The sequence below is a fragment of the Acidovorax sp. JG5 genome, assembly GCF_017939685.1.
Taxonomy (GTDB): domain Bacteria; phylum Pseudomonadota; class Gammaproteobacteria; order Burkholderiales; family Burkholderiaceae_C; genus Acidovorax.
In genome coordinates, this window is record NZ_JAGKSE010000016.1 from 1 (window position 1) to 22327 (window position 22327).

Here is a 22327-nt window from a genome sequence, read left to right on the forward strand (position 1 = left end):
CAATTCCTCATTCGAGGTAGATGGGTTGGCCGGACGGATACCCTGCGCCAGCCCATTGCGATCGACAATCGGTCAGGCCCCGGTGGAACTCTAGGCACTGCGGTTGCCGCGAGAGTTCCTGCAGACGGGCATCACCTCCTGATCCCAAACACCCTGCCCCACACCTCAGCCGAGGGGCTGCTCTGCCAGCGGTACAGCCCTCCTTCTGGCTCGCTGTTGTGCCTTGCTTCGCACATGAATCCGCCCAAGACAGATCAACATGGCTCATCAAAGCCGATTCCAAAGTGGGGGTAGAGGCGGGGGGTGGACGGACTCGAACCCGCGCCCCCCGGCGTGACAGTCAGCCCCCCTCGCAACAGTTTTCGTATGCCTGCGTGAAGTGCAGGTCACACCCGTGTAGACACGTATTGTTCGAATCGCATCAATGCATCAAGCAATTGCTCTTTGGTTGGCGGCGCGTAAGAAAGCGTCATAGTGATCGTCGGCGAATGCTTCATCAAATAGGCGATCGTGAATGCATGCACATTCAATGAGGTCATGGTCGTCGTGAAGGTTCGTCGCAAGTCATGCATGGACCAATGCTCGCCACATGCCCGCCGGATTTTCTTGATGGCCTGCTGGGGCGGGCATGGGATGCGCCCGGTTTTCGATTCCTTATAGCCAAAGACAAAGTCATTGACCTTCTCTTTCCGGCGCCTCCCCAAGATGGTCAGTGCCAGCGGGGTCAACGGAAATACGTAGTCCAAACCATTTTTGGTGTCCCAATATGCCACCTCTCGCTTCTTGAGGTCAATATCGCCCCATTTCAACGTTGCGCACTCGATTGATCTACCACCTTGCAATAGCGTAAATAGGATGTAATCGCCGGCAACGCGGGATTCACAGGCCTCACACGCCTTCCACCATTGAACAAAGCTAGGCTGACTGGTGTCGAGGAAGCTACTTCGCCGATTTATACGACTCCACCGTCTCGCCGTTTTCAGGATGTCTACAGGGTTTTCAAAACCCATCTTCGTCAGGCCGTGTTTTCTGATGACGTAGTTATAGGCAGCCTGTAGATACTTGAAGGCCTGGTTGGCAGTACGCGTGATCGGCGCAGGCTTGTCCCCGAGTTTGCGTGCCGGAACCATTCGAGAAATCGCATCAAATCGGGCAAGGACTTCGTCCTGAGTGATGTCCCGATACCGACGCTTCATCCAACTAGCCAACTGCACCGGTACGAGCTCAACAGTTTCGAATCTACGACCATTCGGCTTCGTCTTGAACGCTTGACCCATCACGTCGCAGAATTTTTTCTTCGCACGTTCGATGCTGATGCGGGTGTTTTCCTTGTGCTCGACATCTTTCGTGTACTCGGAGAACAATTCCGCTAACGTCCCATTCGTTACGCCTTTGATTTTCGCGGCATAGGGATCGACTCCAGACTGAAGTTGTGCCTTCATTTGCAAGGCAAGCTTCCGAGCTTGATCTACGGACTTGATGCCGTATTCCCCAAGTCGACGCTTCATGACCTTGTGACCCACCCGCATCTGCAGGTAGAACACCTTCTTGGTCGGGGACACACGCACCCCAAACCCAGTCAACTCATCATCCATATAGAACTTTTGAGACTCACCCGGAGCGAGGGTGAGCGACTTGACGACGGATTGCGTGAGCTTGGGCATTTGGACGTTTCCTAGGCTACAAGTAGGCTACATCTAGGCTACAAGTTCAACCAAGCCCATCCAAGTCAGGCGAAGTGCATCGTTGAGTAATTTATTTATAAATCAACGATTTAGGAGAATATTTCTGGTTTTCTCCAAGCTGCTCAAGGGCTTAGGAAAACCCAATGTAGGGGATTATGAGTCCTCTGCTCTAACCAACTGAGCTAACGCCCCTCGCACCAACACTGAATCAAACGGGACACCGCAAGTATTGTAGGGCGTTTATTTGCGGTAACTCAGCGCGTTGGACACCAGCTTGGAGGTAATGTCGACGATCTGGATCATCCTGTCATACGGCATACGGGTGGGGCCGATCACTCCCAGAGTGCCTACCACCCGGCCGTCCACCTCGTAGGGCGCGCTGACGATCGAAAGCTCTTCAAACGGCACCACCTGGCTTTCACCGCCGATGTAGATACGGACACCCTCAGCCTGGCTGGAGATGTCCAGAAGACGCAGTATCTGCGTCTTCTGCTCGAACAGATCGAAGGCCCTGCGAAGGTTGCCCATGTCACTGGAAAAATCGCTCACGGCCAACAAATTTCTTTCGCCCGAAATGACAACCTCATCCTGCGCTTCGGAAAGCGCCTCCGAACTAACGTTGACAGCAGCCTGCATCAATGACGCGATCTCCCCGCGAAGCATGTCAACCTCTGCCTTGAGCCTTTCCCGCACCTGCTCTATGGCCAGGCCAGCATAGTGTGCATTCAGGAAGTTGGCTGCCTCGATCAACTGCGACTGGGAATAGTCCACATCGGTGAAGATGACACGGTTTTGCACATCACCTTCAGGTGAAACAATGATCACAAGAAACCGGCGCTCTGAAAGCCGGAGAAATTCGATGTGACGGAACACGGAGGTACGACGCGGTGCCATCACCACACCCACAAACTGCGAGAGGTTTGACAAAAGGTGTGCCGCATTAGCAATCACTTTTTGCGGCTGCTCTGGCGCCAGCTGTGGCGGCGTCAATGGATCACGTTGCACCGTTAGCATAGTGTCCACAAACAAGCGGTAGCCACGCGCCGTGGGGATCCTGCCAGCGGACGTGTGCGGGCTGGCGATCAATCCCAGTTCCTCGAGATCCGCCATGACATTGCGTATCGTTGCCGGAGAGAGCTCCAGGCCGGACGCACGCGAAAGGGTGCGCGAACCCACGGGTTGCCCATCGGCGATGTAGCGCTCGACCAGCGCTTTCAGCAACAACTTGGCACGGTCATCGAGCATGGGGTGATTTTAATGATGTAATTTCGCGATGACGTCCAATTTCCGCCATGTTGCGCTTATCGGCAAGTATCAGGCAACGGCTGCCGGCGGCATGACCGACAGCTCTCGCCACGCCCTGGGAGAGATCGCGCAGTTTCTGGTCCGCCTGGGATGCCAGGTGGTGCTTGAAAAAGAAACCGCCATCAATGCCAACCTGACCGACTACCCCGCCTTGGACGTCGACGCCATTGGCACCCAATGCGATCTGGGCCTGGTAGTGGGGGGAGACGGCACCATGCTGGGCATCGGGCGTCGGCTGGCACGCTACGGCACCCCGCTGATCGGGATCAACCAGGGACGCCTGGGTTTTATTACCGACATCCCCTTCGACAGTTACCAGATGGCACTCACTCCCATGCTGTGTGGAGAGTATGAAGAAGACTTGCGCCCCCTGATGCGAGCGCGGGTGGTTCGGGAGCAGACCACGGTTTTTGAAGCCCTGGCCATGAACGATGTGGTGGTGAATCGCGGCGCCACCTCCGGCATGGTGGAGCTGCGCGTGGAGGTGGGCGGGCGATTGGTTGCCAATCAAAGGGCTGACGGGTTGATCATTGCTTCGCCAACGGGGTCAACGGCGTACGCGCTGTCCGCTGGAGGCCCCATGCTTCACCCATCCATTCCCGGATGGGTGCTGGTTCCCATTGCACCCCATACCCTGTCAAACCGCCCGATCGTTTTGTCCGATGCCACCGAAGTGGCGGTCGAGATCGTGAGCGGCAGGGACGTCAGCGCCAATTTCGACATGCAGTCACTGGCGTCACTGCTGCATGGTGATCGCATTCTCGTGCAGCGCTCCGAGCACAGCGTCCGGTTTTTGCACCCGCACGGCTGGAACTACTTTGCCACCCTTCGCAAAAAGTTGCGCTGGAACGAAGGGGGCTCCTGAACATGGCGCTCAAGCGGATCACCCTGCGAGACTTCGTGATCGTTCAAGAACTGGCGCTTGATCTTGAGACAGGCTTTACCGTGCTGACTGGGGAAACGGGTGCTGGCAAGTCGATTTTGGTAGATGCTCTGCAACTTTCACTGGGTGCACGCGCGGATGCAGGATACGTGCGCGAAGGCGCCCCCCATGCGGATGTGTGCGCAGAGTTCGATTGCCCCAGCCACTTGCAGCCGTGGTTCGAGGAAGCAGGAGTCGAAACCAACGACAGCCTACTCCTGCGCAGAACCGTTGACACCCAAGGAAAAAGCCGCGCATGGATCAATGGCACGCCGGCCACCGCAACACAACTGCGCTTCCTCGGGGATCAGTTATTGGATATCCATGGGCAGCACGCATGGCAAAGCCTGACCCGCCCGGACTCCGTGCGGGGTTTGCTTGACGCCTATGCAGGCATCTCGCTGCAGGAATTGGCTGCATGCTGGGCAAAATGGCGTGCCGACCAGAAGATCCTGGAGGATGCGCGCACCGCACAAACAACCCGCCAGCAAGAGCGCGAGCGGCTGCAATGGCAAATTGCGGAAATCAGCAAGCTGGCCCCGGCAGAGGATGAATGGGCAGAGCTGGAAGCACAACACAAGCGCCTCTCGCACGCCCATACGCTGCTGGAGGCCGCCCAGGGTGCGCTTGCCACCCTCGACGAGGAGGAATCGGGCGCTCAGTCCAGCCTGACGCGTGCGGCCGCCCTGCTTCAAAGCCAGGAGCAACTGGAACCCGTGTTCAGCGAACTGGCCGACATCCTCTCGTCCAGCCTGGCGCAGACCAGTGACGTCATCCGCTCGCTGCAAACCTATCTGCGACACACCGACCTGGACCCGGACCGCCTCGCAGCGCTCGACGCGCGCCTGTCGCAATGGATGGCTCTGGCCAGGCGCTACAAACGCCCGCCCGCCGAATTGCCAGCCTTGCTGCAAGCATGGAAAGCAGAACTGCAGCAACTGGACGCCGCAGCCGACCTCGCGAGCCTGGAAGCAGCGCAAGCGAGCAGCGCCAAAGCCTACCAAGCGGTCGCACGCGCCATCTCTCTTGGCCGGACAAGGGCCGCCCCCCAACTGTCTGCCGCCATCACACAGGCCATGCAGGGCCTGGGCATGACGGGAGGCGTGTTTGAGGTATCGGTGACAAAAGCCTCTGAACCTGCACTCCATGGCTTGGATGACATTGCTTTTCTCGTGGCAGGCCACCCCGGCATGACGCCCCGCCCGATCGGCAAAGTCGCGTCGGGCGGTGAACTGTCACGAATTTCGCTGGCCATTTCCGTGACCACCAGCGAACTCGGCACGGCACCCACCCTGGTCTTCGACGAAGTGGATTCGGGTGTCGGCGGGGCCGTGGCAGAAACCGTGGGGCGGTTGATGCGGCAACTCGGGCGCGACCGGCAGGTGCTGGCAGTCACCCACTTGCCGCAAGTGGCAGCCTATGCCGATCACCACCTCATGGTGTCCAAGCGCAGAAATGTTGCAGGAACCACGAGCACAGTCACGCCCGTTCTGGGCGACCACCGGGTGACGGAAGTGGCCCGCATGCTGGGCGGCGAACGCCCCACCGGCACCACCCTGGCCCACGCCAGCGAAATGCTGACCCTCGCCACCACACCGCAGAAAGGCTGACGACCATGTCCCTGGAAATTGTGCTGATCACAGGGATGTCTGGTTCCGGAAAATCCGTGGCATTGCATGCCATGGAAGATGCGGGCTACTACTGCGTGGACAACCTGCCCCCCGAACTGCTCCCGGCCTTTGTGGCGCTGGAGCACAAGCACCACGGCAACCGCGTGGCCATCGCCATGGATGTGCGCAGCGCCACGTCACTGCCGCAGGTGCCCCAGGAACTGGAGCGACTGCGCAATCAAGGGGTGACCATTCAGTCCATCTTCCTGGATGCCACCACGGAAACACTGGTCCGCCGTTTTTCTGAAACCCGTCGCCGCCATCCTTTGTCGCATGACGACATTCCCGATGGCCGGCTGGCGCTCACACAGGTGATTGAACTGGAGCGCGAGCTGCTGGCCGACCTGCGCGAGCAGGCGCACGTCATAGACACCAGCACGATCAGGGCGGCCCAGCTGCAAAGTTATGTCAAAGACCTGATGCCGGCGGCGCCAGGGCAGCTCACGTTGGTTTTCCAGTCGTTCGCCTTCAAGCGCGGGATTCCAGTGGACGCCGACTATGTGTTCGATGTGCGCATGCTGCCCAACCCGCATTACGAGCCCGGGTTGCGCGACCTGACGGGACTGGACGCTTCCGTCGCAGACTTTCTGCACCAAGAGCCAGATGTGGCGCTGATGGGCCAACACATTGAGCAGTTCCTCTCGCACTGGCTGGAGATGCTGGACCGCAACCACCGAAGCTATGTGACGGTAGCCATCGGGTGCACGGGCGGTCAGCACCGATCAGTCTATCTGGTAGAGCAATTGGCCCAGGCGTTCAACGACCGATGGACCGTGCTGCGACGCCATCGCGAGCTGGACGGCCGCTAACCCAGGTTAAACCCAGGCCCAGCGCACGCATCCAAGTGGTGCGCCCTGCTGAATCTACAGCCCTGCCAGCAGCTTGCGAACGGGTGCCGGAAGGCCCAGCGCCCCGATCTGCTCCGCGGTAAACCAGCCCCCACCATCGCCTGGCGTTGCGTCACCGCCATACCGAACGATCACGGGATGCAGATGCAGATCCCGATGGGTCAGCACATGCAAGAAGGGTGCACCCTCCTGGATGGATTGCGCAGAGTCAGGTCCGAGGTGATCGAGAAACGCTGAAAGATCCGAGCGCAGGGGGAATACGGGCACGCAATACAGCCCCGCCCAGATGCCCGCCGCAGGACGGCGAGCCAACCACACCCGCCCCGCAGCATCCTGCAGGACCAGGAGCCACCACGCTTCAGAACGGCGTTTGAGCTTGCGCGTTCTGACAGGGTATTTTTCGGGCTCTCCCTCGCGGTGTGCAACGCACAAGGTCTGCAATGGGCATTGCGGGCAGGCGGGATTGCGCGGCATGCACAGGCTTGCCCCCAAATCCATCAACCCCTGGGTGTAGCGCGGCATGGCTGCTTCGATGTTCACCGAGGGCAGCAAGGCCTGCGCGTGCGCCCACAGTGTCCGTTCATTCTTGGCCAGGGCCAGATCGGCATCAAAGCCCAGCACGCGGGTCAGCACCCTGCGCACATTGGCGTCGAGAATCGGTGTGCGTTCTGCAAAACAGAAAGCCGCAATCGCGCCGGCCGTCGAGCGCCCAATGCCGGGCAAGGTGGCCAGCACCTGCGCACTGCGCGGGAAAATTCCGCCATGCTCACTGACCACGGTCTGGGCGCAGTGGTGCAGATTGCGCGCACGGCTGTAATAGCCAAGGCCGCTCCAGAGCGCCATCACATCATCCTGCGGTGCAGCGGCCAATGCACGCACATCGGGAAACCGCTCCAGAAATCGCGCGTAGTACCCCAGCACCGTGCTGACCTGCGTCTGCTGCAACATGATTTCAGACAGCCAGACCCGATACGGATCGCGCGTCTGCTGCCAAGGCAGGTGGTTGCGCCCATGGCTTGCTTGCCAACGAACCACCCGCGTGGCGACATCCGTTTCCGAAAGAATCATGCAGGCATGAGCCCGGTATCTTCTGCTGCCTCCGCCAAGGCCGGCAAGGCGATCAACTGGGCCGTCAGTTCGGTCAAGCGTCGTTCCAGTTGAACGAGTTCTTCTTCACCGGCCTCGATCTCGGAAATTCGCTCCACCAGGCCCGTGGCAGCGTGCTGAATCCTGTCAACCGCCTCGATGCGCCGGGCAAAGCTCCGGCGGCGCTCACGCAACTGGGCATCGAGTTGCGCCGTGGCCGACTTGCTCCACAGCTCCAGGTCATTGGCCGCCGACTCATACACCGTGCGCAAACGCATGGCCAAAGCACGCACCAGGCGTTCGGCGAACTCTGGCTGCACAAGCTTCAGGGCGTTGCCGACGCCCAGGTACTGCAAATGGCTTTGCTCGATCTGCGCCAGCTCCTGCACAAATTGTTCAAGCTGCGGCGGGGGAGGAACCTGCAGGGAGAACCCAAACTCCGCATTCAACTGGCGAAACGTGCCACCCAACATCGCCTGTATTTCAATGCCGGCTGCCTGCGCTCTGTCCAGGGTGCCCCTCAGACTGTCAAAGGTCTTGGCATATATTTTGCGCACGCCCAACTTCAAGCCTTTTTGCTGGAGCATCTGCGCCAACTCGGCCAATTCCATCTTGAGCGACTTCGCCCCCAGCTGATGAAAAACCTCCCGCAGCAGCTTGAGATGCACCGCCCGAACCGCCTGGATCTTGGCGGTGCTCATATCGAACTCGCGCTGCTCTTGCTCCACGCGGTGGCGCATCGACTCGATCACCGAAGCATTCTTGCCCCGGAGACTTCGCAGTTCCGCCATCTGGTCATCCAGATCCCGGCGACGAATATTGATGACACGCGAAGTCTCGGCGCGCAGACCCGCCACCCCCGTTGCCACGGCAGCGCGCAAGATGGCCTGGCGACGGCCCATGATCCCCTTGGCCAGCGCCTCCTCCAATAGAGGCAGGCCACTGGATTCAAGCAGCAGGTCGTCACAGGTGATTTTTGCCGCCAGCCCTTTTAGCGCAGAAACAGGCACCACCTGCGCCAGCGGAACGCCCAGCATGTCGGCAGAAGTTCTGCATTGCCGGTTCATCTGCGCAAGGATTTCGTCCGGCGCATTGAGGGTGTCCCAGAGCGTATCGATCTTGTTGAGAACCACCAGCCGCGCGTCCAGGCTGTCCGGGGATGCTGCCAGATGCTCGCGCCAGATGGACAAGTCCGAACGGGTGACCCCCGTGTCCGCGCTCAGGATGAATACCACCGCATGGGCCTGCGGAATGAGATTGACCGTCAACTCGGGCTCGGCGCCCACCGCATTCAATCCGGGGGTGTCCAGAATCACCAGGCCTTGCTTGAGCAAGGGATGGGGAATGTTGATGATGGCGTGTCGCCACATCGGCACTTCCACCAGGCCATCGGCATCAGGAACCGGATTTTCATCGGGCAGCTCATCGTGCCAGAACCCCAGCGCCCGAGCGCTGTCCCGCGTGACCTTCCGTACCTCGGCAACCTTTTCAAGGGCCTTGGCGATCTGATCGGCATTGTGGACATCCAGGGGAATTTCAATCCAGCGATCAGGCTTCACTCGCCATTCTGCGAGGCCCCGCAACTGCAACCGGGTTTCTATCGGTAGCAGCCGAAGACTGGGCGCCACAGAAGCGTCGTAGCCCAGTTCCGTGGGGCACATCGTCGTGCGGCCAGCGCTGGCAGGCATGATGCGACGGCCGTAGCCGGCAAAGAAAATGGCGTTGATCAACTCGGATTTGCCGCGCGAAAACTCCGCGACGAAAGCCACCATCACCTTGTCGCTGCGCACCTGGGCTTCCAGGCGATGGAGCCGCTCCTGCACCGCAGCGTCCATGAGCTCGTGGTCGGTCATCCACTCGGACAGACGGTGAATCTGGTGGGCAAACTCACGCCGCCAGGCACCATGCTGGTCGAACTGTTCGTTGAAGGATGGTCCCACTTTGCTCCCGAAGTGCGATGAATGACCTACATGCAGGTAGGCACAAAATATAGCATTGCCTGCACCGCGGGAGCGATCCCCAGGGCGATTGCCATCCGCCCGGCGTCATGCACGCTGGCAGCGGGGGCAAAAATAGCTGCTGCGTTGCCCCTGGCGAAGCAGCTGGATGGCCGTGCCACAGCGATGGCAAGGGGCGCCGTCGCGACCATAGACATCCGCCGCATGCTGAAAATGCCCGGCCATCCCGTCGGCACTGGAAAAATCCTTCAGCGTGCTGCCACCCAGTTCCACCGCACGCGCAAGCACCGTCGTGATGGCGGAAAAAAGCCTGCGCGCCCTCACGGGGCCGATGCGCTGCGCGGCAACAGTGGGCCGAATGCCGGCAAGAAACAACACCTCGGACGCATAGATATTGCCCACACCCACGACCAGCCGCCCCGCCAGCAGCACCTGCTTGATCGGCGCTCGACTCGCCTTGAGTCCCGCCGCGAAGGCGGGAAAGGTAAAAATATCGGACAGCGGCTCCATCCCCAAACTGCCAAGCAACTTCTGGGCGACCGCGTCCTGCTCGCTTGCCGCAAACACCACAGCACCAAAACGCCTGGGATCATGCAGACGAAGGGTCCCTTGAGAGGTGACCATGTCGAAATGGTCATGCGCCCCAAAAGGAGGTAGATCGCTGCTGAAACGCAAGCTGCCCGACATACCCAGATGCACAAGCAACATGCCGCAGTCCAGATCCGCCAGCAAATACTTGCCCCGCCGGCGCAGCGAGAGCACCTTGCGCCCCACCAGCGATTGCGGATCACATCCCAGCGACCACCGCAATGGCTTGCCCATGCGAACCGAATCGATCCGAGCCCCGGCAATGGCCTGCGCAAAGCTGCGACGGGTGACTTCCACTTCGGGCAGCTCAGGCATGCCGTGGCCTTTGGAACAGGTTTGAAAGCATGGATTATTATGATCCGATGGTGCAATCTCATCGCTTTCGAACCGCCCTCCTCACTGCCGCTCTGTTGGCTGCATCAACCACGGTATGGGCGCAGTCCGGCGATCAAGAGCACCCCGCCAGCACCGAAGCCGCGACCCTCCCCGATCCCGGAGCGCAGCTGGATGCCGAACTTTTTTATGAGATCTTTCTGGGCGAGCTGACCACCCGGTCTGGGGACCCTGGTGCTGGTTATTCGCTGATGCTGGAAGCGGCACGGCGCAGCGGAGACAGCGCCTTGTACCGGCGCGCTGCAGATATTGCCTTGCAAGCCCGGTCTGGTGACTACGCTTTGGCGGCAGCACGGGCGTGGAAAGAGGCGCAACCCCAGTCGCGAGAAGCCAACCGTTACACGCTGCAGATTCTGATTGCGCTCAACCGGATCGGTGAAACCCCGGAACTGCTGCGCCAGGAATTGGCGCAGATACCCCCCGCTTCCAAAGCCGCGGCCCTCTCGGCTCTGCCCCAGATGTATGGCCGCGCCAGCGACAAGACATTGGCGGCGAATGTGGTCGAGCAGGCGCTGGCCGATGAACTTCGCCACCCCGCCACTGGGCCCGCCGCCTGGACCGCACTGGGTCGCATGCGGCTGGCGGCAGGAAACAAGGCCGGCGCACTGGATGCGGCGCGTCGGGCCCTCGCGCTGGATGGAGCAAGCGAAGTGGCCATGCCGCTGGCCCTGGAACTGATGGAAGAAGGAGTGAGGGAGGCGGAATCGCTGGTGACAGCCCATCTTGCCAAACAACCGGCCCCCGAATTGCGCACGGCATATGCCCGCGTCCTTTTAAGCCAGCAACGTTACCCTGCCGCGCGCCAGCAGCTGGAGACCGTGACGCGCGACAAGCCCGATTTCAGGGAAGCGTGGCTTGCGCTTGCGACACTGCAACTCCAGGACAACCGACTGCCCGATGCAGAAAAATCACTGCAACGCTACATCGAACTGGCCAATGCTGCCACGTCAGACCCCGACCTCCAGCGGCGCAGCCTGACCCAGGCCTATCTTCTCTATGCACAGCTTGCCGAAAAGAAAAAGGACTACACGGCAGCGGAATCCTGGCTCGCACGCATTGACAATGCAGAAGAAATGCTCAGCGCGCAGCGGCGCCGGGCGTCCCTGCTGGCGCAACAGGGAAAGATCGCTGACGCACGCGCCCTGCTGCGCGGCCTGCCGGGCCACACCCCCGCCCAGACCCGCCTGAAACTGCAGGCAGAGGTGCAGCTTCTGCAGGAACTGCGTTGGTACAAAGAAGCCCTGGCCGTTCAGACCGAACTGGTGGCCCAGAATCCGGACGACAACGAGCTGGTCTACGACCAGGCCATGCTGGCCGAAAAGACTGGTGATACGGTCATGATGGAGCAGTTGCTACGGCAGCTGATGGCGCGGCAACCCGATTTTCACCACGCCTACAACGCTTTGGGATACTCGCTGGCCGAACGCGGGCTGCGCCTGGAGGAGGCCAAGGGCCTGATCGCCAAGGCACTCGAATATGCTCCCGGCGATCCCTTCATTACGGACAGCCTCGGCTGGGTCGAATTCCGCCTCGGCAACAACACCGAGGCCTTGCGGCTGCTAACGGCTGCCTTCAAAACCCGGCCCGATGCCGAAATTGCAGCGCACCTGGGCGAAGTCCTCTGGAGCACCGGCGACCGTGCGCGCGCCACCAGCGTCTGGCGTGAAGGTTTGCGCCTGAACCCAGACAACGAAACACTCAAAGACACCCTGAAACGCCTCGGAGCAAAGCCCTGATGTTGCGTGCCGTTTCACCGGGCTCGCTTGCGCAACGCACAGTCGGAACGTTGCACCGTGGGTTGACATGCCTGCTGGCGCTTCTGGTTCTGCTGCTGGCCGGCTGTGCCCAGCCGCAGCCCATGCCTGCAAACTCTCATCGCACGCTGTGGACAGGACGCCTTGCGTTGCAGGTGGAAGAACAGGCGTCACAGTCATTTTCGGCATCGTTTGAGCTGTCGGGGTCGGCGCAGCAAGGCCAATTCATCTTGCTGAATCCTCTTGGCAACACCCTCGCGCGAATCCAGTGGGATGCCGGCCATGCAGAGATCACCACGGGGCAGAGCACGCGCGAGTCCGAATCACTGGATGCCTTGCTGCACGATGTCCTGGGCACGAGCATTCCGGTCGCTGCACTGTTCAGCTGGCTGGAAGGCACCCAGGTCGCGGCCGTTGGCTGGCAAGTCGATCTGTCGGCCATTGCCGCCGGGCGACTGGTGGCACAACGCCACACGCCGGCGCCGCAAGCCACCCTGCGCATCGTCCTGACCCACTGACCCCGTTTCATGCAAGCCCTGTACGACGTGCCGGCGCCGGCCAAGCTCAATCTTTTCCTGCATATCACGGGCCAGCGCGCCGACGGTTACCACCTGATGCAGTCCGTCTTCATGCTGATCGACTGGTGCGATACGCTGCATTTCGAGGTGCGCCACGATGGCCGCGTCACCCGTGAAGACCTCGGCCCCGCGCTTCCTGCCATCGACCTGACGGTGCGCGCAGCGCAGGCCTTGCAAGAGGCCACCCACTGTGGCCTGGGCGCTCACATCGGGGTGCTGAAAAAGGTCCCTGCGCAGGCGGGCATGGGGGGCGGATCATCGGACGCGGCCTCCACACTGCTGGCACTCAATCGCCTCTGGAACCTGAACCTGCCCCTTGCCGCGCTGGAATCCATCGGATTGAAACTGGGCGCCGATGTGCCATTTTTTTTGCGCGGCCGCAACGGCTGGGTAGAAGGAATTGGTGAGATAATCACGCCGCTTGAGAAAGCACATCAGCTACCGCAGGCGCGCTTTGTGGTGGTGAAACCCGAAGCGGGTTTGGATACGAAATCAATTTTTTCCGCTCCAGACCTTAAACGCGATTCAGATAGTGCTACAATCTTAGGCTTTGCTGCAGCACAATACGACTTCGGTTGTAATGACCTGCAACCAGTTGCCCAGGCCCTGTGCCCCGAAGTGACCCAAGCCCTTCAATGGCTAGAATCACACGGTTTGCAAGGTCGGATGACCGGTTCTGGTAGTGCAGTTTTTGCGCAAATATCGCATGCCGTTGATCTCCAAAACGCCCCCGGCGCTTGGCAGGTCAGAACATGTGAAAATTTGATGATTCATCCTCTGGCAGGGTGGGCGTCAGACAAGAGTTTCGGTTGATTGCTTCTGCAATCGACCTGTGTAGGGGAGTCGCCAAGCTGGTTAAGGCACCGGATTTTGATTCCGGCATGCAAAGGTTCGAATCCTTTCTCCCCTGCCAAATTTCTTTTCGCGTACGGGCTTTTTTTTCAGACTGCTGGGACGCTCATGCAAGCCAACCAACCCGACTTCATGGTTTTCACCGGCAATGCCAATCCTGGCATGGCAGCTGAAATTGCCCAACACCTTGGCACCACCCTGGGTGCGGCCGATGTGGGCCGATTCTCTGACGGTGAAGTCACCGTCGAAATCAAACAGAACGTGCGCGCCCGCGACGTTTTCGTGGTGCAGTCCACCTGCGCACCCACCAACGAAAACCTCATGGAACTGCTGATCATGGTGGACGCACTCAAGCGCGCCTCCGCCGAACGCATCAGCGCCGTGATCCCCTACTTTGGCTACGCCCGCCAGGATCGCCGTCCCCGCTCCAGCCGGGTGCCGATCTCTGCCAAGGTGGTGGCCAACATGCTGCAGGCGGTGGGCGTGGCCCGCGTACTGACCATGGATCTGCATGCCGACCAGATCCAGGGTTTCTTCGACATCCCGGTCGACAACATCTACGCCTCGCCCGTGCTGCTGGGCGATCTGCGCCAGAAGCAATACGAAGACCTGATCGTCGTCTCGCCCGATGTGGGCGGCGTGGTGCGTGCCCGCGCTCTGGCCAAGCAGCTCGGCTGCGATCTGGCCATCATCGACAAGCGCCGGCCCAAGGCCAACGTGTCCGAAGTGATGCATGTGATCGGCGAAATCGACGGCCGCAACTGCGTGATCATGGATGACATGATCGACACCGCCGGCACGCTGGTGAAGGCCGCCGAAGTGCTCAAGGAGCGCGGCGCCAAGAAGGTGTACGCCTACTGCACCCACCCCATTTTCTCCGGCCCCGCCATTGAACGCATCGCGCAGGGCTCGGCCCTCGATGAAGTGGTGGTGACCAACACCATTCCCTTGAGCGACAACGCCAAGGGTTGCGCAAAAATCCGCCAGCTCTCCGTGGCCCCGCTGATCGCCGAAACGATCCAGCGCATTGCCAAGGGCGAGTCGGTGATGAGTTTGTTCTCGGACCAAGATAATCTTTTCTGAGCGCCGGCCCGCGCCCCTCGCGAGGCGCGGCTGGGTTGTTCAGTCAGATGCTTGCCAAGCCTCCTTCGGGAGGCTTGCCTGTTCGGGAGCATTGTTGTGGGCTTGCCGCCATCCGGGCGCAACAAGCCTTTTTTCAACAGGGAATGACTGGTCGCGGTCGTCCCTTTTCAGGAGCTAACTATGAACTTCGTCGCTTTTGAGCGCGCCAAGCAGGGTACGGGTGCGAGCCGCCGTCTGCGCAATTCGGGCAAAACGCCTGGCATCGTGTATGGCGGTTCCGCTGAACCCCAACTGATCGAGGTGGACCACAACGCACTGTGGCACGCCCTCAAGAAGGAAGCATTCCACTCCAGCGTGCTGGACATGGAACTGGCCGGCACAACCTCCAAGGTGCTGCTGCGCGACGTGCAATACCACCCCTACAAGCAACTGGTGCTGCACATCGACTTCCAGCGCGTGGATGCCAAGACCAAGCTGCACATGAAGGTGCCACTGCACTACAGCGGCGCGGAAGAGTCCGATGCTGTCAAGGTGGACAAGTGCACGGCGAACGTCATCGTGAACGAACTCGACGTGACCTGCATGCCTTCCGACCTGCCAGAGTTCATCGCCGTGGACTTGAGCACGCTGAAGAAGGGCGTTTCTTTGCACCTCAAGGACATCAAGCTACCCAAGGGCGTGAGCCCCGTGATCCGTGGCGGCCAGAACAACAACCCCGTGCTGGTTTCCGTGGTCAACCCCGTGGTGGTCGTTGAAGCGCCTGCCGCCGACGCAGCACCTGCCGCCGATGCCAAGGGCAAGGGCAAGGGCAAGAAGTAAGACCGGCGCACCGGTCTGAAGCGGCCTGCCCTCCCGGCAGCGCCGCATCCAACGGCCCACCTGTGTGGGCCGTTTTCATTGGCAGCTACCGATAATTGCGCACATGATCAAACTGTTTGTGGGCCTGGGCAACCCGGGGCCCGATTACGAGGCCACCCGCCACAACGCGGGCTTCTGGTGGATCGACGCGCTGGCGCGGGAACTCAAGGCCACGCTGGTGCCCGAGCGCAGCTACCACGGCCTGGTGGCCCGCACCAGCGTGCATGGCCAGAGCGTCTGGCTGCTGCAGCCGCAGACCTTCATGAACCTGTCGGGCAAGTCGGTGGCGTCCCTGGCGCGGTTCTTCAAGATTCAGCCCGAGGAAATCCTGGTGGTGCACGATGAACTGGACATTGCCCCCGGCCAGGTGAAGCTCAAGCACGGCGGCAGCCATGCCGGGCACAACGGCCTGCGGGACATCCACGCCCAGCTTGGCTCGCCCGACTACTGGCGCCTGCGCATTGGCATCGGGCACCCGGGCGTCAAGGCCGAAGTGGCCAACTGGGTACTGAAAAAACCGTCGCCCGACCAGCGCACGCTGATCGAGGACAGCATCGCGCATTCGCTCAAGGCCCATCCCGCCATGCTGGCCGGAGACATGGACAAAGCCACGCTGCTGATCCACACCACCAAGCCCCCGCGTCCCAAACCCCCACGACCGGAAGAGAACTAAAAGCTACTATTTTTATAGCTATCAGCGCTTGATGGATGAGCACCAGAGGCCAAAAATGCTCAAATTTTTGTGACCGCCTGCAGCCTTTGAAACTTCTGCCACAGCGTCTCCCGGCTCTCCACATGCTGCGGGTCCACCGGGATGCAGGCCACCGGACACAGCTGCACGCACTGGGGCTCGTCGAAATGGCCTACGCATTCGGTGCATTTGTGGGGGTCGATCTCATAGATCTCCGGCCCCACGGAGATGGCCTGGTTCGGGCACTCGGGCTCGCACACATCGCAGTTGATGCACTCGTCGGTAATCATCAGCGCCATGCGGGCCTCCCTGCGGATGGCAAGAGCGCCAGGCGCGAATGCAGCGATTTCAAGGAGGCAGTGTTCATGCCGCGTATTATCCCGCGCCCCTGCCCTGCACCGTCTTGCCCGCGGCACAACACACCACCGCCACCATGGGTGCTTTGTCGGTATGCTGCGCAGGCTCCTCTGCCCTCCCAACCTTCCGAAGCACCCGCCCGGCCCTGCCCGCACCACCATCCATGGGTTTCTTTCTTCTCAAGCGGTTCCTGACCCTCATCGCCACGCTGCTCGGTGCATCGGTGGTCGTATTTGTGGTGCTGGATGTGCTGCCGGGCAATGCCGCCCAGGTGCTCATGGGGCCCGATGCCGCGCCCGATGCGGTGGCGGCGCTGGCCACCCAGCTGGGGCTGGACCAGCCCGCCGCGCAACGCTACGGGCAATGGATAGGCGGCGTGCTGGTGGGCGACCTGGGCGAGAGCTACGCCTATGGCAGCCCGGTGCTGGATCTGGTGCTGGAGCGCCTGGCGCTCACCGTGCCGCTGGCGTTGCTGGCCATGGCGCTCAGCACGGTGCTGGCGCTCGCGGCCGGCCTTTACGCCGCATCGCGCCACAACCGCTGGGGCGACCTGGGTGTGATGGGCCTGGCCCAGCTGGGCATTGCCATTCCCAACTTCTGGTTCGCCATCCTGCTGATCTTGCTTTTTTCGGTGAAGCTGCAATGGTTTTCGGCGGGGGGCTTCCCGGGCTGGACCGAAGACAGCGGCGGCGGCCCGCTGGCCGCGCTGAAGGCGCTGCTGCTGCCGGCGCTGGCGCTGGCAGTGGTGCAGGCGGCCATACTGGCGCGCATCACGCGCTCGGCCGTGCTGGATGTGCTGCGCGAAGACTTCGTGCGCACCGCGCGGGCCAAGGGGCTGTCGCGGCGGGCCGCACTGTGGGGCCATGTGCTGCGCAACGCCATGATCCCGGTCATTACCGTGATGGGCCTGCAGTTTGCCAACCTGCTGGCCGGCACCATCGTGGTGGAAAACGTGTTTTATCTGCCCGGCCTGGGCCGGCTGATCTTCCAGTCGATTGCCAACCGCGACCTGATCGTGGTGCGCAACTGCGTGATGCTGCTGGCGGCGATGGTGGTCCTGGTCAACTTCTTCGTGGACCTTTTGTATGCGGTGATCGACCCCCGAGTGAAGGCCAACGATATATGAGCTGCCCCCCTGAGTCACTTCGCGCCATCCCCCCAGGGGGACGCCACCCGTGGCCTGGCAGAGCCAGTTCCACGGTGGCACTGGCCTTCGGGCAAGCCGGTTTCCAGCGCCAGGGGCTTCACAAAAAACTGTCAACCAACCCATGAACGCAGCGATTTCATCCTCCATTCCCTCGTCGCGCCCCCACTGGCTGCACCGCGCCCTGGGCCACCGCAGCTTTGTCGCGGGCGCCGTCCTGGTGGCGCTGCTGCTGGCCGCGGCAGCGCTGTCGCTGGTCTGGACGCCCTGGTCGCCCTACGACATGGACCTGCCCGCCAAGCTGCAGCCGCCCAGCGCCCAGCACTGGCTGGGCACCGACGCCTTTGGCCGCGACGTGGCGTCGCTGCTGCTGGTGGGCGCGCGCAACTCGCTGCTGGTGGGCGTGATTGCGGTGGGCATTGGCATGGGCCTGGGTGTGGCGCTGGGGCTGATTGCCGCCGCGCGGCGCGGCTGGGTGGAGGAAACCATCATGCGGCTGGCCGACTTCACGTTTGCGTTTCCGGCGATTTTGTCGGCCATCATGCTGACGGCGGTGTTTGGCGCGGGCATCGTCAACTCGATCATCGCCATCGGCATCTTCAACATTCCCACCTTTGCGCGGGTGACGCGCGCATCGGCCAACGCCGTGTGGTCGCGCGATTTCATCCTGGCAGCGCGGGCCTGCGGCAAGGGCCGCTGGCGCATCACGCTCGAACATGTGCTGCCCAACATCGCCTCGGTGCTGATCGTGCAGGCCACGGTGCAGTTCGCCATTGCCATCCTGGCCGAGGCCGCGCTGTCGTACCTCGGCCTGGGCACGCAGCCGCCGCAGCCCTCGTGGGGCCGCATGCTCAGCGATGCGCAAACCCTCATGTTCCAGGCCCCGCTGCTGGCCGTGTGGCCCGGCGTGGCGATTGCGCTGGCGGTGCTGGGCCTGAACCTGCTGGGCGACGGCCTGCGCGATCTGCTCGACCCGCGCCTGGCCCGAAAGCGCTGATCCCGACCCCAACATGCCCACCGTACCCATGCCCTTGCTGCAAGTCTCCAACCTGCGCATCCGCCTGCAGACGCACCACGGCGCGGCCGACGCGGTGCGCGGCATCGACTTCGCGCTCCAGCGCGGCGAAACGCTGGGCCTGGTGGGCGAATCGGGCTGCGGCAAGTCGATCACCGCCCTGGCGCTCATGGGCCTGCTGCCTGAGGCCGCGCAGGCCAGCGGCAGCATTCTTCTGGACGGGCAGGAACTGCTGGGGCTGGACGAGCGCGCGCTGTGCCGCCTGCGCGGCAACCGCATCGGCATGGTGTTCCAGGAGCCCATGACGGCGCTCAACCCCGTGCACACGATTGGCGACCAGGTGGCCGAGCCGCTGCGCCTGCACCGCGGCATGGATCGCGCCGCGGCACGCCGCGAGGCCCTGGCCCTGCTGGAGCGCGTGGGCATTGCCGATGCCGCGCGGCGCCTGGATGCCTACCCGCACCAGTTCTCGGGCGGGCAGCGCCAGCGCATCACCATCGCCATGGCGCTGGCCTGCGGGCCCGACCTGCTGATTGCCGACGAGCCCACCACGGCGCTCGACGTGACGGTTCAGCAGCAGATCCTGGACCTCATCAGCGAGCTGGTGGCCGAGCGCGGCATGGCGCTGATCCTGATCTCGCACGACCTGGGCGTGATCTCGCAGAACGCCGACCGCATGCTGGTGATGTATGGCGGCAGCGTGGTGGAGAGCGGGCCCACGCAGGCCGTCTTCTCGACCATGGCCCACCCCTACACGCGCGGCCTGTTCGCGGCGCGCCCGCAGCTCACGGCGCGCGCGCCCGGCGAGCGCAGGCGCCTGTCCACCATCCCGGGCACCGTGCCCGAGCTGGCCGATCTGCCCGCCGGCTGCCCGTTTGCGGGGCGCTGCGGCGGCGCGGTGGCCGCCTGCCACACCACCGCGCCGCCGCCCGTGCAGGTGGGCACTTTGGGCGCTGTGGATGGGGGGCACCTGGCGCGCTGCATCCGGCTCGATGCCCTGCCCGCCGTGCTGGAGGAGCGCGCATGAACCCCTCCGTAACTACCAATTTGATAGCTACTAGCGCTTGTCCAGAAAGCGCTACAGGCCAATTTGGCTCAAAATCGCCCACCGATGCACATCCCCCGCTGCTGCAGGTAACGCAGCTGGTGCGCCACTACCCGCTGCCGCGCACGCACCTGTTGCAGCCGCCGCAGCAGGTGCAGGCGCTGCAGGGCGTGGACTTCACCGTGGCGGCGGGCCACAGCCTGGGCATCGTGGGCGAATCGGGCTCAGGCAAATCCACGCTGGCCCGGCTGGTAATGGCGCTCGACACGCCCACCAGCGGCGCTGTGCACCTGCTGGGCCGTAACCTGCACCGCCTGCCCGCCGCCGAACTGCGCCGCGCACGGCGCGACTTTCAGATGGTGTTCCAGGACCCCTATGGCTCGCTGGACCCGCACCACACCGTGCAGCGCATCGTCACCGAGCCGCTGCAGGCCCAGGGTGCCAGCAGCCGCGCCGAACAGCGCGAGCAGGCCGCCCAGGTGCTGGCGCAGGTGGGCCTGCGCAGCACCGACCTGGACAAATACCCGCACGAGTTTTCGGGCGGCCAGCGCCAGCGCATTGCCATTGCGCGCGCGCTCATCACCCGCCCCCGCCTCATCGTGGCCGACGAGCCCGTGAGCGCGCTGGATGTGTCGGTGCAGGCCCAGGTGCTCAACCTGATGCTGGACCTGCAGCAGCAGTTCGGCATCACCTACCTGCTCATCAGCCACGACCTGGCCGTGGTAAACCACCTGTGCGAAGAGGTGCTGGTGCTCTACCAGGGGCGCATCGTGGAGCGCGGAACGCCGCAGGAACTGTTCCACCACCCGCAGCATCCCTACACGCGTGCGCTGGTGAACGCCGTGCCGCGCATCGAGCCCGGGCGTGCCCGCGCGCGCCGGGCGCTGCTGGCCGACAAAGCGGCGCGCACCATGGTGTAAAAAGCCTTCCACCCCAGCCGGCCGTGCACCTGCCGGCCCGGGCCCGATCCACAGGTATTCCTCCGGAGATTTCCAACATGCTGAGCCGCCGTTCCATCCTCACCACTGGCGCCATCGCCGCAGCGCCCCTGGCCGCGCCCTGGGGCGCCCTGGCCCAGGGCCGCAAGGACACGGTGGTGCTGGCCATGACGCTGGAGCCACCCGGGCTGGACCCGACGGCCGGCGCCGCCTCGGCCATTGCCGAGATCGTGCACTACAACATCTTCGAGACGCTCACCAAGATCAACGCCGACGGCAGCGTGTCGCCGCTGCTGGCCGAGAGCTGGGAGGTGGCGCCCGACCTGAAAACCTACACCCTGCGCCTGCGCCGGGGCGTGAAGTTCAGCAACGGCGTGCCCTTCACTGCCAAGGCGGTCAAGTTCTCGTTTGACCGCGCAGGCAGCGACAAGAGCACCAACAAGGACAAGCGCACCTTCGCCAACCTCACCACGCAGGTGGTGGACGACCACACCGTGGTGCTGATCCACAAAGACATCGACCCCGATTTTTTGTTCGTGCTGGGCCAGGCCACGGCCATCATCGTCGAGCCCCAAAGCGCCGCCACCAACGCCACCCGGCCCGTGGGCACCGGCCCCTATGTGCTGGGCGCGTGGAACCGGGGCGCGTCGATCACGCTGAATGCCTGGCGAGGCTTTCGCGCCCCCGCCACCATCAAGATGCGCCGGGCCACGTTCCGCTTCATCTCCGACCCTGCCGCGCAGGTGGCGGCGCTGCTGGCGGGCGATGTGGATGCGTTTGCCCGCGTCACGCCACGCAGCGTGGCCCAGTTCAAGGCCAACCCGCGCTTTCAGGTGGTGGTGAGCGGCTCGCGCGCCAAGACCATCCTGGCCATCAACAACGACCGCAAGCCCCTGAACGATGTGCGCGTGCGCCGTGCCATTGCCGCCGCCATCGACCGCAAGGCCGTCATCGAAGGCGCGGGCGACGGCTTTGGCGTGCCCATTGGCAGCCACTATGTGCCGGGCGCGTTCGGCTATGTGGACACCACGGGCATCAACCCGTTCGATATCGACAAGGCCAAAAAGCTGCTGGCCGAGGCGGGCGTCAAGACCCCGCTCACGCTCACCCTCACGCTGCCCCCGCCGCCTTATGCGCGCCAGGGGGGCGAGGTGATCGCCGCGCAGCTGGCCAAGATCGGCATCGTGTGCAAGATCCAGAACGTGGAATGGGCCCAGTGGCTCAGCGGCACCTACGGCAACAAGAACTACGACCTGACCCTGATCTCGCATGTCGAGCCCTTCGACCTGGGCAACTTTGCCAAGCCCGACTATTACTGGGGCTACCACTCGCCGCAGTTCAACACGCTGTTCGAAAAAATCAAGAACACCCCGCGCCCGGCCGACCGCGCGCGCCTGCTGGGCGATGCGCAGCGCCTGCTGGCCGAAGAGGCCGTGCATGCTTTCCTCTACCAGCCGCAATGGGTCACGGTGGCAAACAAGAACCTCAGGGGGCTGTGGAAAGACATGCCTATCTTTGTGAACGACCTGTCGGCCCTTTTCTGGTCCTGAAACCGGC

At 62.6% G+C, this 22327-nt stretch carries 20 protein-coding genes and 1 tRNA gene; 15 read left to right on the forward strand and 6 right to left on the reverse strand.

Features of this window, described 5'->3' with window-relative positions; all coding sequences use genetic code 11:
- Nucleotides 1–386 precede the first annotated feature (386 nt).
- Together J8G26_RS14340 and hrcA are read right to left on the reverse strand one after the other, a co-directional pair.
- Nucleotides 387–1664, reverse strand: coding sequence for an integrase arm-type DNA-binding domain-containing protein (locus tag J8G26_RS14340; protein ID WP_210569715.1), 1278 nt, complete (start codon nucleotides 1662–1664; stop codon nucleotides 387–389).
- 261 nt (nucleotides 1665–1925) lie between these two features.
- Nucleotides 1926–2930, reverse strand: coding sequence for a heat-inducible transcriptional repressor HrcA (hrcA, locus tag J8G26_RS14345; RefSeq protein ID WP_087744035.1), 1005 nt, complete (start codon nucleotides 2928–2930; stop codon nucleotides 1926–1928).
- A gap of 28 nt (nucleotides 2931–2958) precedes the next feature.
- Between hrcA and J8G26_RS14350 the strand changes: the two genes are divergently transcribed.
- The 3 genes from J8G26_RS14350 to rapZ are packed head-to-tail and all read left to right on the forward strand — an operon-like array spanning nucleotide 2959 to nucleotide 6391.
- Nucleotides 2959–3855: an NAD kinase gene (locus J8G26_RS14350; protein WP_087744033.1), complete on the forward strand. Its 897-nt coding sequence runs from the start codon at nucleotides 2959–2961 to the stop codon at nucleotides 3853–3855.
- A 2-nt stretch (nucleotides 3856–3857) separates the two neighbouring features.
- The gene (gene recN, locus J8G26_RS14355; protein ID WP_210569717.1) at nucleotides 3858–5522 is read left to right on the forward strand and encodes a DNA repair protein RecN; all 1665 of its coding nucleotides are present in this window, start codon (nucleotides 3858–3860) and stop codon (nucleotides 5520–5522) included.
- 5 nt (nucleotides 5523–5527) lie between these two features.
- Entirely contained in the window at nucleotides 5528–6391 is an 864-nt protein-coding gene (gene rapZ, locus J8G26_RS14360) for an RNase adapter RapZ (RefSeq protein WP_210569719.1), read from the forward strand.
- Between the two features lie 54 nt (nucleotides 6392–6445).
- On the opposite strand, the gene mutY is transcribed toward rapZ, so the two are convergent.
- The 3 genes from mutY to mutM all read right to left on the reverse strand — a co-directional run bounded on the left by mutY (nucleotide 6446) and on the right by mutM (nucleotide 10377).
- A complete protein-coding gene (gene mutY / locus J8G26_RS14365) occupies nucleotides 6446–7498 on the reverse strand; it encodes an A/G-specific adenine glycosylase (RefSeq protein ID WP_210569721.1) in 1053 nt (350 codons plus the stop codon).
- The gene (locus tag J8G26_RS14370; protein ID WP_210569723.1) at nucleotides 7495–9456 is read right to left on the reverse strand and encodes a dynamin family protein; all 1962 of its coding nucleotides are present in this window, start codon (nucleotides 9454–9456) and stop codon (nucleotides 7495–7497) included. The genes mutY and J8G26_RS14370 overlap by 4 nt, the downstream gene beginning before the upstream one ends.
- A 105-nt stretch (nucleotides 9457–9561) precedes the next feature.
- The gene (gene mutM, locus J8G26_RS14375; RefSeq protein ID WP_210569725.1) at nucleotides 9562–10377 is read right to left on the reverse strand and encodes a bifunctional DNA-formamidopyrimidine glycosylase/DNA-(apurinic or apyrimidinic site) lyase; all 816 of its coding nucleotides are present in this window, start codon (nucleotides 10375–10377) and stop codon (nucleotides 9562–9564) included.
- 29 nt (nucleotides 10378–10406) lie between these two features.
- Between mutM and J8G26_RS14380 the strand changes: the two genes are divergently transcribed.
- The 7 genes from J8G26_RS14380 to pth all read left to right on the forward strand — a co-directional run bounded on the left by J8G26_RS14380 (nucleotide 10407) and on the right by pth (nucleotide 16253).
- Entirely contained in the window at nucleotides 10407–12191 is a 1785-nt protein-coding gene (locus J8G26_RS14380; protein ID WP_210569727.1) for a tetratricopeptide repeat protein, read from the forward strand.
- Nucleotides 12192–12313: 122 nt separating this feature from the next.
- The gene (locus J8G26_RS14385) at nucleotides 12314–12727 is read left to right on the forward strand and encodes a lipoprotein insertase outer membrane protein LolB (protein ID WP_246881416.1); all 414 of its coding nucleotides are present in this window, start codon (nucleotides 12314–12316) and stop codon (nucleotides 12725–12727) included.
- 9 nt (nucleotides 12728–12736) lie between these two features.
- Nucleotides 12737–13600 carry a 4-(cytidine 5'-diphospho)-2-C-methyl-D-erythritol kinase gene (gene ispE / locus J8G26_RS14390; RefSeq protein WP_210569731.1) on the forward strand — a complete coding sequence of 288 codons (864 nt, stop codon included), beginning with the start codon at nucleotides 12737–12739 and terminating at the stop codon, nucleotides 13598–13600.
- A 23-nt stretch (nucleotides 13601–13623) separates the two neighbouring features.
- A tRNA-Gln gene (locus tag J8G26_RS14395) sits at nucleotides 13624–13700 on the forward strand.
- A gap of 47 nt (nucleotides 13701–13747) precedes the next feature.
- A complete protein-coding gene (locus tag J8G26_RS14400; protein ID WP_210569733.1) occupies nucleotides 13748–14722 on the forward strand; it encodes a ribose-phosphate pyrophosphokinase in 975 nt (324 codons plus the stop codon).
- 180 nt (nucleotides 14723–14902) lie between these two features.
- Complete coding sequence (locus J8G26_RS14405; RefSeq protein WP_087744014.1) at nucleotides 14903–15541, forward strand: 50S ribosomal protein L25/general stress protein Ctc; 639 nt, start codon at nucleotides 14903–14905, stop codon at nucleotides 15539–15541.
- Between the two features lie 103 nt (nucleotides 15542–15644).
- Nucleotides 15645–16253: an aminoacyl-tRNA hydrolase gene (gene pth, locus J8G26_RS14410; RefSeq protein WP_210569735.1), complete on the forward strand. Its 609-nt coding sequence runs from the start codon at nucleotides 15645–15647 to the stop codon at nucleotides 16251–16253.
- 59 nt (nucleotides 16254–16312) lie between these two features.
- On the opposite strand, the gene J8G26_RS14415 is transcribed toward pth, so the two are convergent.
- On the reverse strand, nucleotides 16313–16570 hold the full coding sequence (locus J8G26_RS14415; protein ID WP_086913208.1) for a YfhL family 4Fe-4S dicluster ferredoxin: 258 nt from the start codon (nucleotides 16568–16570) through the stop codon (nucleotides 16313–16315).
- A gap of 221 nt (nucleotides 16571–16791) precedes the next feature.
- Here J8G26_RS14415 and J8G26_RS14420 point away from each other — a divergent pair, with 221 nt between their 5' ends.
- The 5 genes from J8G26_RS14420 to J8G26_RS14440 all read left to right on the forward strand — a co-directional run bounded on the left by J8G26_RS14420 (nucleotide 16792) and on the right by J8G26_RS14440 (nucleotide 22320).
- Nucleotides 16792–17754, forward strand: coding sequence for an ABC transporter permease (locus tag J8G26_RS14420; protein WP_210569737.1), 963 nt, complete (start codon nucleotides 16792–16794; stop codon nucleotides 17752–17754).
- 142 nt (nucleotides 17755–17896) lie between these two features.
- Entirely contained in the window at nucleotides 17897–18769 is an 873-nt protein-coding gene (locus J8G26_RS14425) for an ABC transporter permease (RefSeq protein ID WP_210569738.1), read from the forward strand.
- 28 nt (nucleotides 18770–18797) lie between these two features.
- Nucleotides 18798–19814 carry an ABC transporter ATP-binding protein gene (locus J8G26_RS14430; RefSeq protein ID WP_210569813.1) on the forward strand — a complete coding sequence of 339 codons (1017 nt, stop codon included), beginning with the start codon at nucleotides 18798–18800 and terminating at the stop codon, nucleotides 19812–19814.
- The gene (locus J8G26_RS14435; RefSeq protein ID WP_210569739.1) at nucleotides 19811–20752 is read left to right on the forward strand and encodes an ATP-binding cassette domain-containing protein; all 942 of its coding nucleotides are present in this window, start codon (nucleotides 19811–19813) and stop codon (nucleotides 20750–20752) included. Before J8G26_RS14430 ends, J8G26_RS14435 begins: the two co-directional genes overlap by 4 nt.
- A 77-nt stretch (nucleotides 20753–20829) precedes the next feature.
- Nucleotides 20830–22320, forward strand: coding sequence for an ABC transporter substrate-binding protein (locus tag J8G26_RS14440; protein WP_210569740.1), 1491 nt, complete (start codon nucleotides 20830–20832; stop codon nucleotides 22318–22320).
- The last annotated feature ends 7 nt before the right edge of the window (nucleotides 22321–22327 follow it).

Bases quoted from the DNA above. Each gene is read 5' to 3' on its own strand.
- J8G26_RS14380 (WP_210569727.1), top strand. From the start codon at position 10,407: ATGGATTATTATGATCCGATGGTGCAATCTCATCGCTTTCGAACCGCC.
- J8G26_RS14425 (WP_210569738.1), top strand. From the start codon at position 17,897: ATGAACGCAGCGATTTCATCCTCCATTCCCTCGTCGCGCCCCCACTGG.
- ispE (WP_210569731.1), top strand. From the start codon at position 12,737: ATGCAAGCCCTGTACGACGTGCCGGCGCCGGCCAAGCTCAATCTTTTC.
- rapZ (WP_210569719.1), top strand. From the start codon at position 5,528: ATGTCCCTGGAAATTGTGCTGATCACAGGGATGTCTGGTTCCGGAAAA.
- J8G26_RS14420 (WP_210569737.1), top strand. From the start codon at position 16,792: ATGGGTTTCTTTCTTCTCAAGCGGTTCCTGACCCTCATCGCCACGCTG.
- J8G26_RS14435 (WP_210569739.1), top strand. From the start codon at position 19,811: ATGAACCCCTCCGTAACTACCAATTTGATAGCTACTAGCGCTTGTCCA.
- J8G26_RS14340 (WP_210569715.1), bottom strand. From the start codon at position 1,664: ATGCCCAAGCTCACGCAATCCGTCGTCAAGTCGCTCACCCTCGCTCCG.
- recN (WP_210569717.1), top strand. From the start codon at position 3,858: ATGGCGCTCAAGCGGATCACCCTGCGAGACTTCGTGATCGTTCAAGAA.
- J8G26_RS14430 (WP_210569813.1), top strand. From the start codon at position 18,798: ATGCCCTTGCTGCAAGTCTCCAACCTGCGCATCCGCCTGCAGACGCAC.
- J8G26_RS14400 (WP_210569733.1), top strand. From the start codon at position 13,748: ATGCAAGCCAACCAACCCGACTTCATGGTTTTCACCGGCAATGCCAAT.
- J8G26_RS14350 (WP_087744033.1), top strand. From the start codon at position 2,959: ATGACGTCCAATTTCCGCCATGTTGCGCTTATCGGCAAGTATCAGGCA.
- mutY (WP_210569721.1), bottom strand. From the start codon at position 7,498: ATGATTCTTTCGGAAACGGATGTCGCCACGCGGGTGGTTCGTTGGCAA.
- J8G26_RS14405 (WP_087744014.1), top strand. From the start codon at position 14,903: ATGAACTTCGTCGCTTTTGAGCGCGCCAAGCAGGGTACGGGTGCGAGC.
- J8G26_RS14415 (WP_086913208.1), bottom strand. From the start codon at position 16,570: ATGGCGCTGATGATTACCGACGAGTGCATCAACTGCGATGTGTGCGAG.
- hrcA (WP_087744035.1), bottom strand. From the start codon at position 2,930: ATGCTCGATGACCGTGCCAAGTTGTTGCTGAAAGCGCTGGTCGAGCGC.
- J8G26_RS14385 (WP_246881416.1), top strand. From the start codon at position 12,314: ATGCCTGCAAACTCTCATCGCACGCTGTGGACAGGACGCCTTGCGTTG.
- J8G26_RS14440 (WP_210569740.1), top strand. From the start codon at position 20,830: ATGCTGAGCCGCCGTTCCATCCTCACCACTGGCGCCATCGCCGCAGCG.
- pth (WP_210569735.1), top strand. From the start codon at position 15,645: ATGATCAAACTGTTTGTGGGCCTGGGCAACCCGGGGCCCGATTACGAG.
- mutM (WP_210569725.1), bottom strand. From the start codon at position 10,377: ATGCCTGAGCTGCCCGAAGTGGAAGTCACCCGTCGCAGCTTTGCGCAG.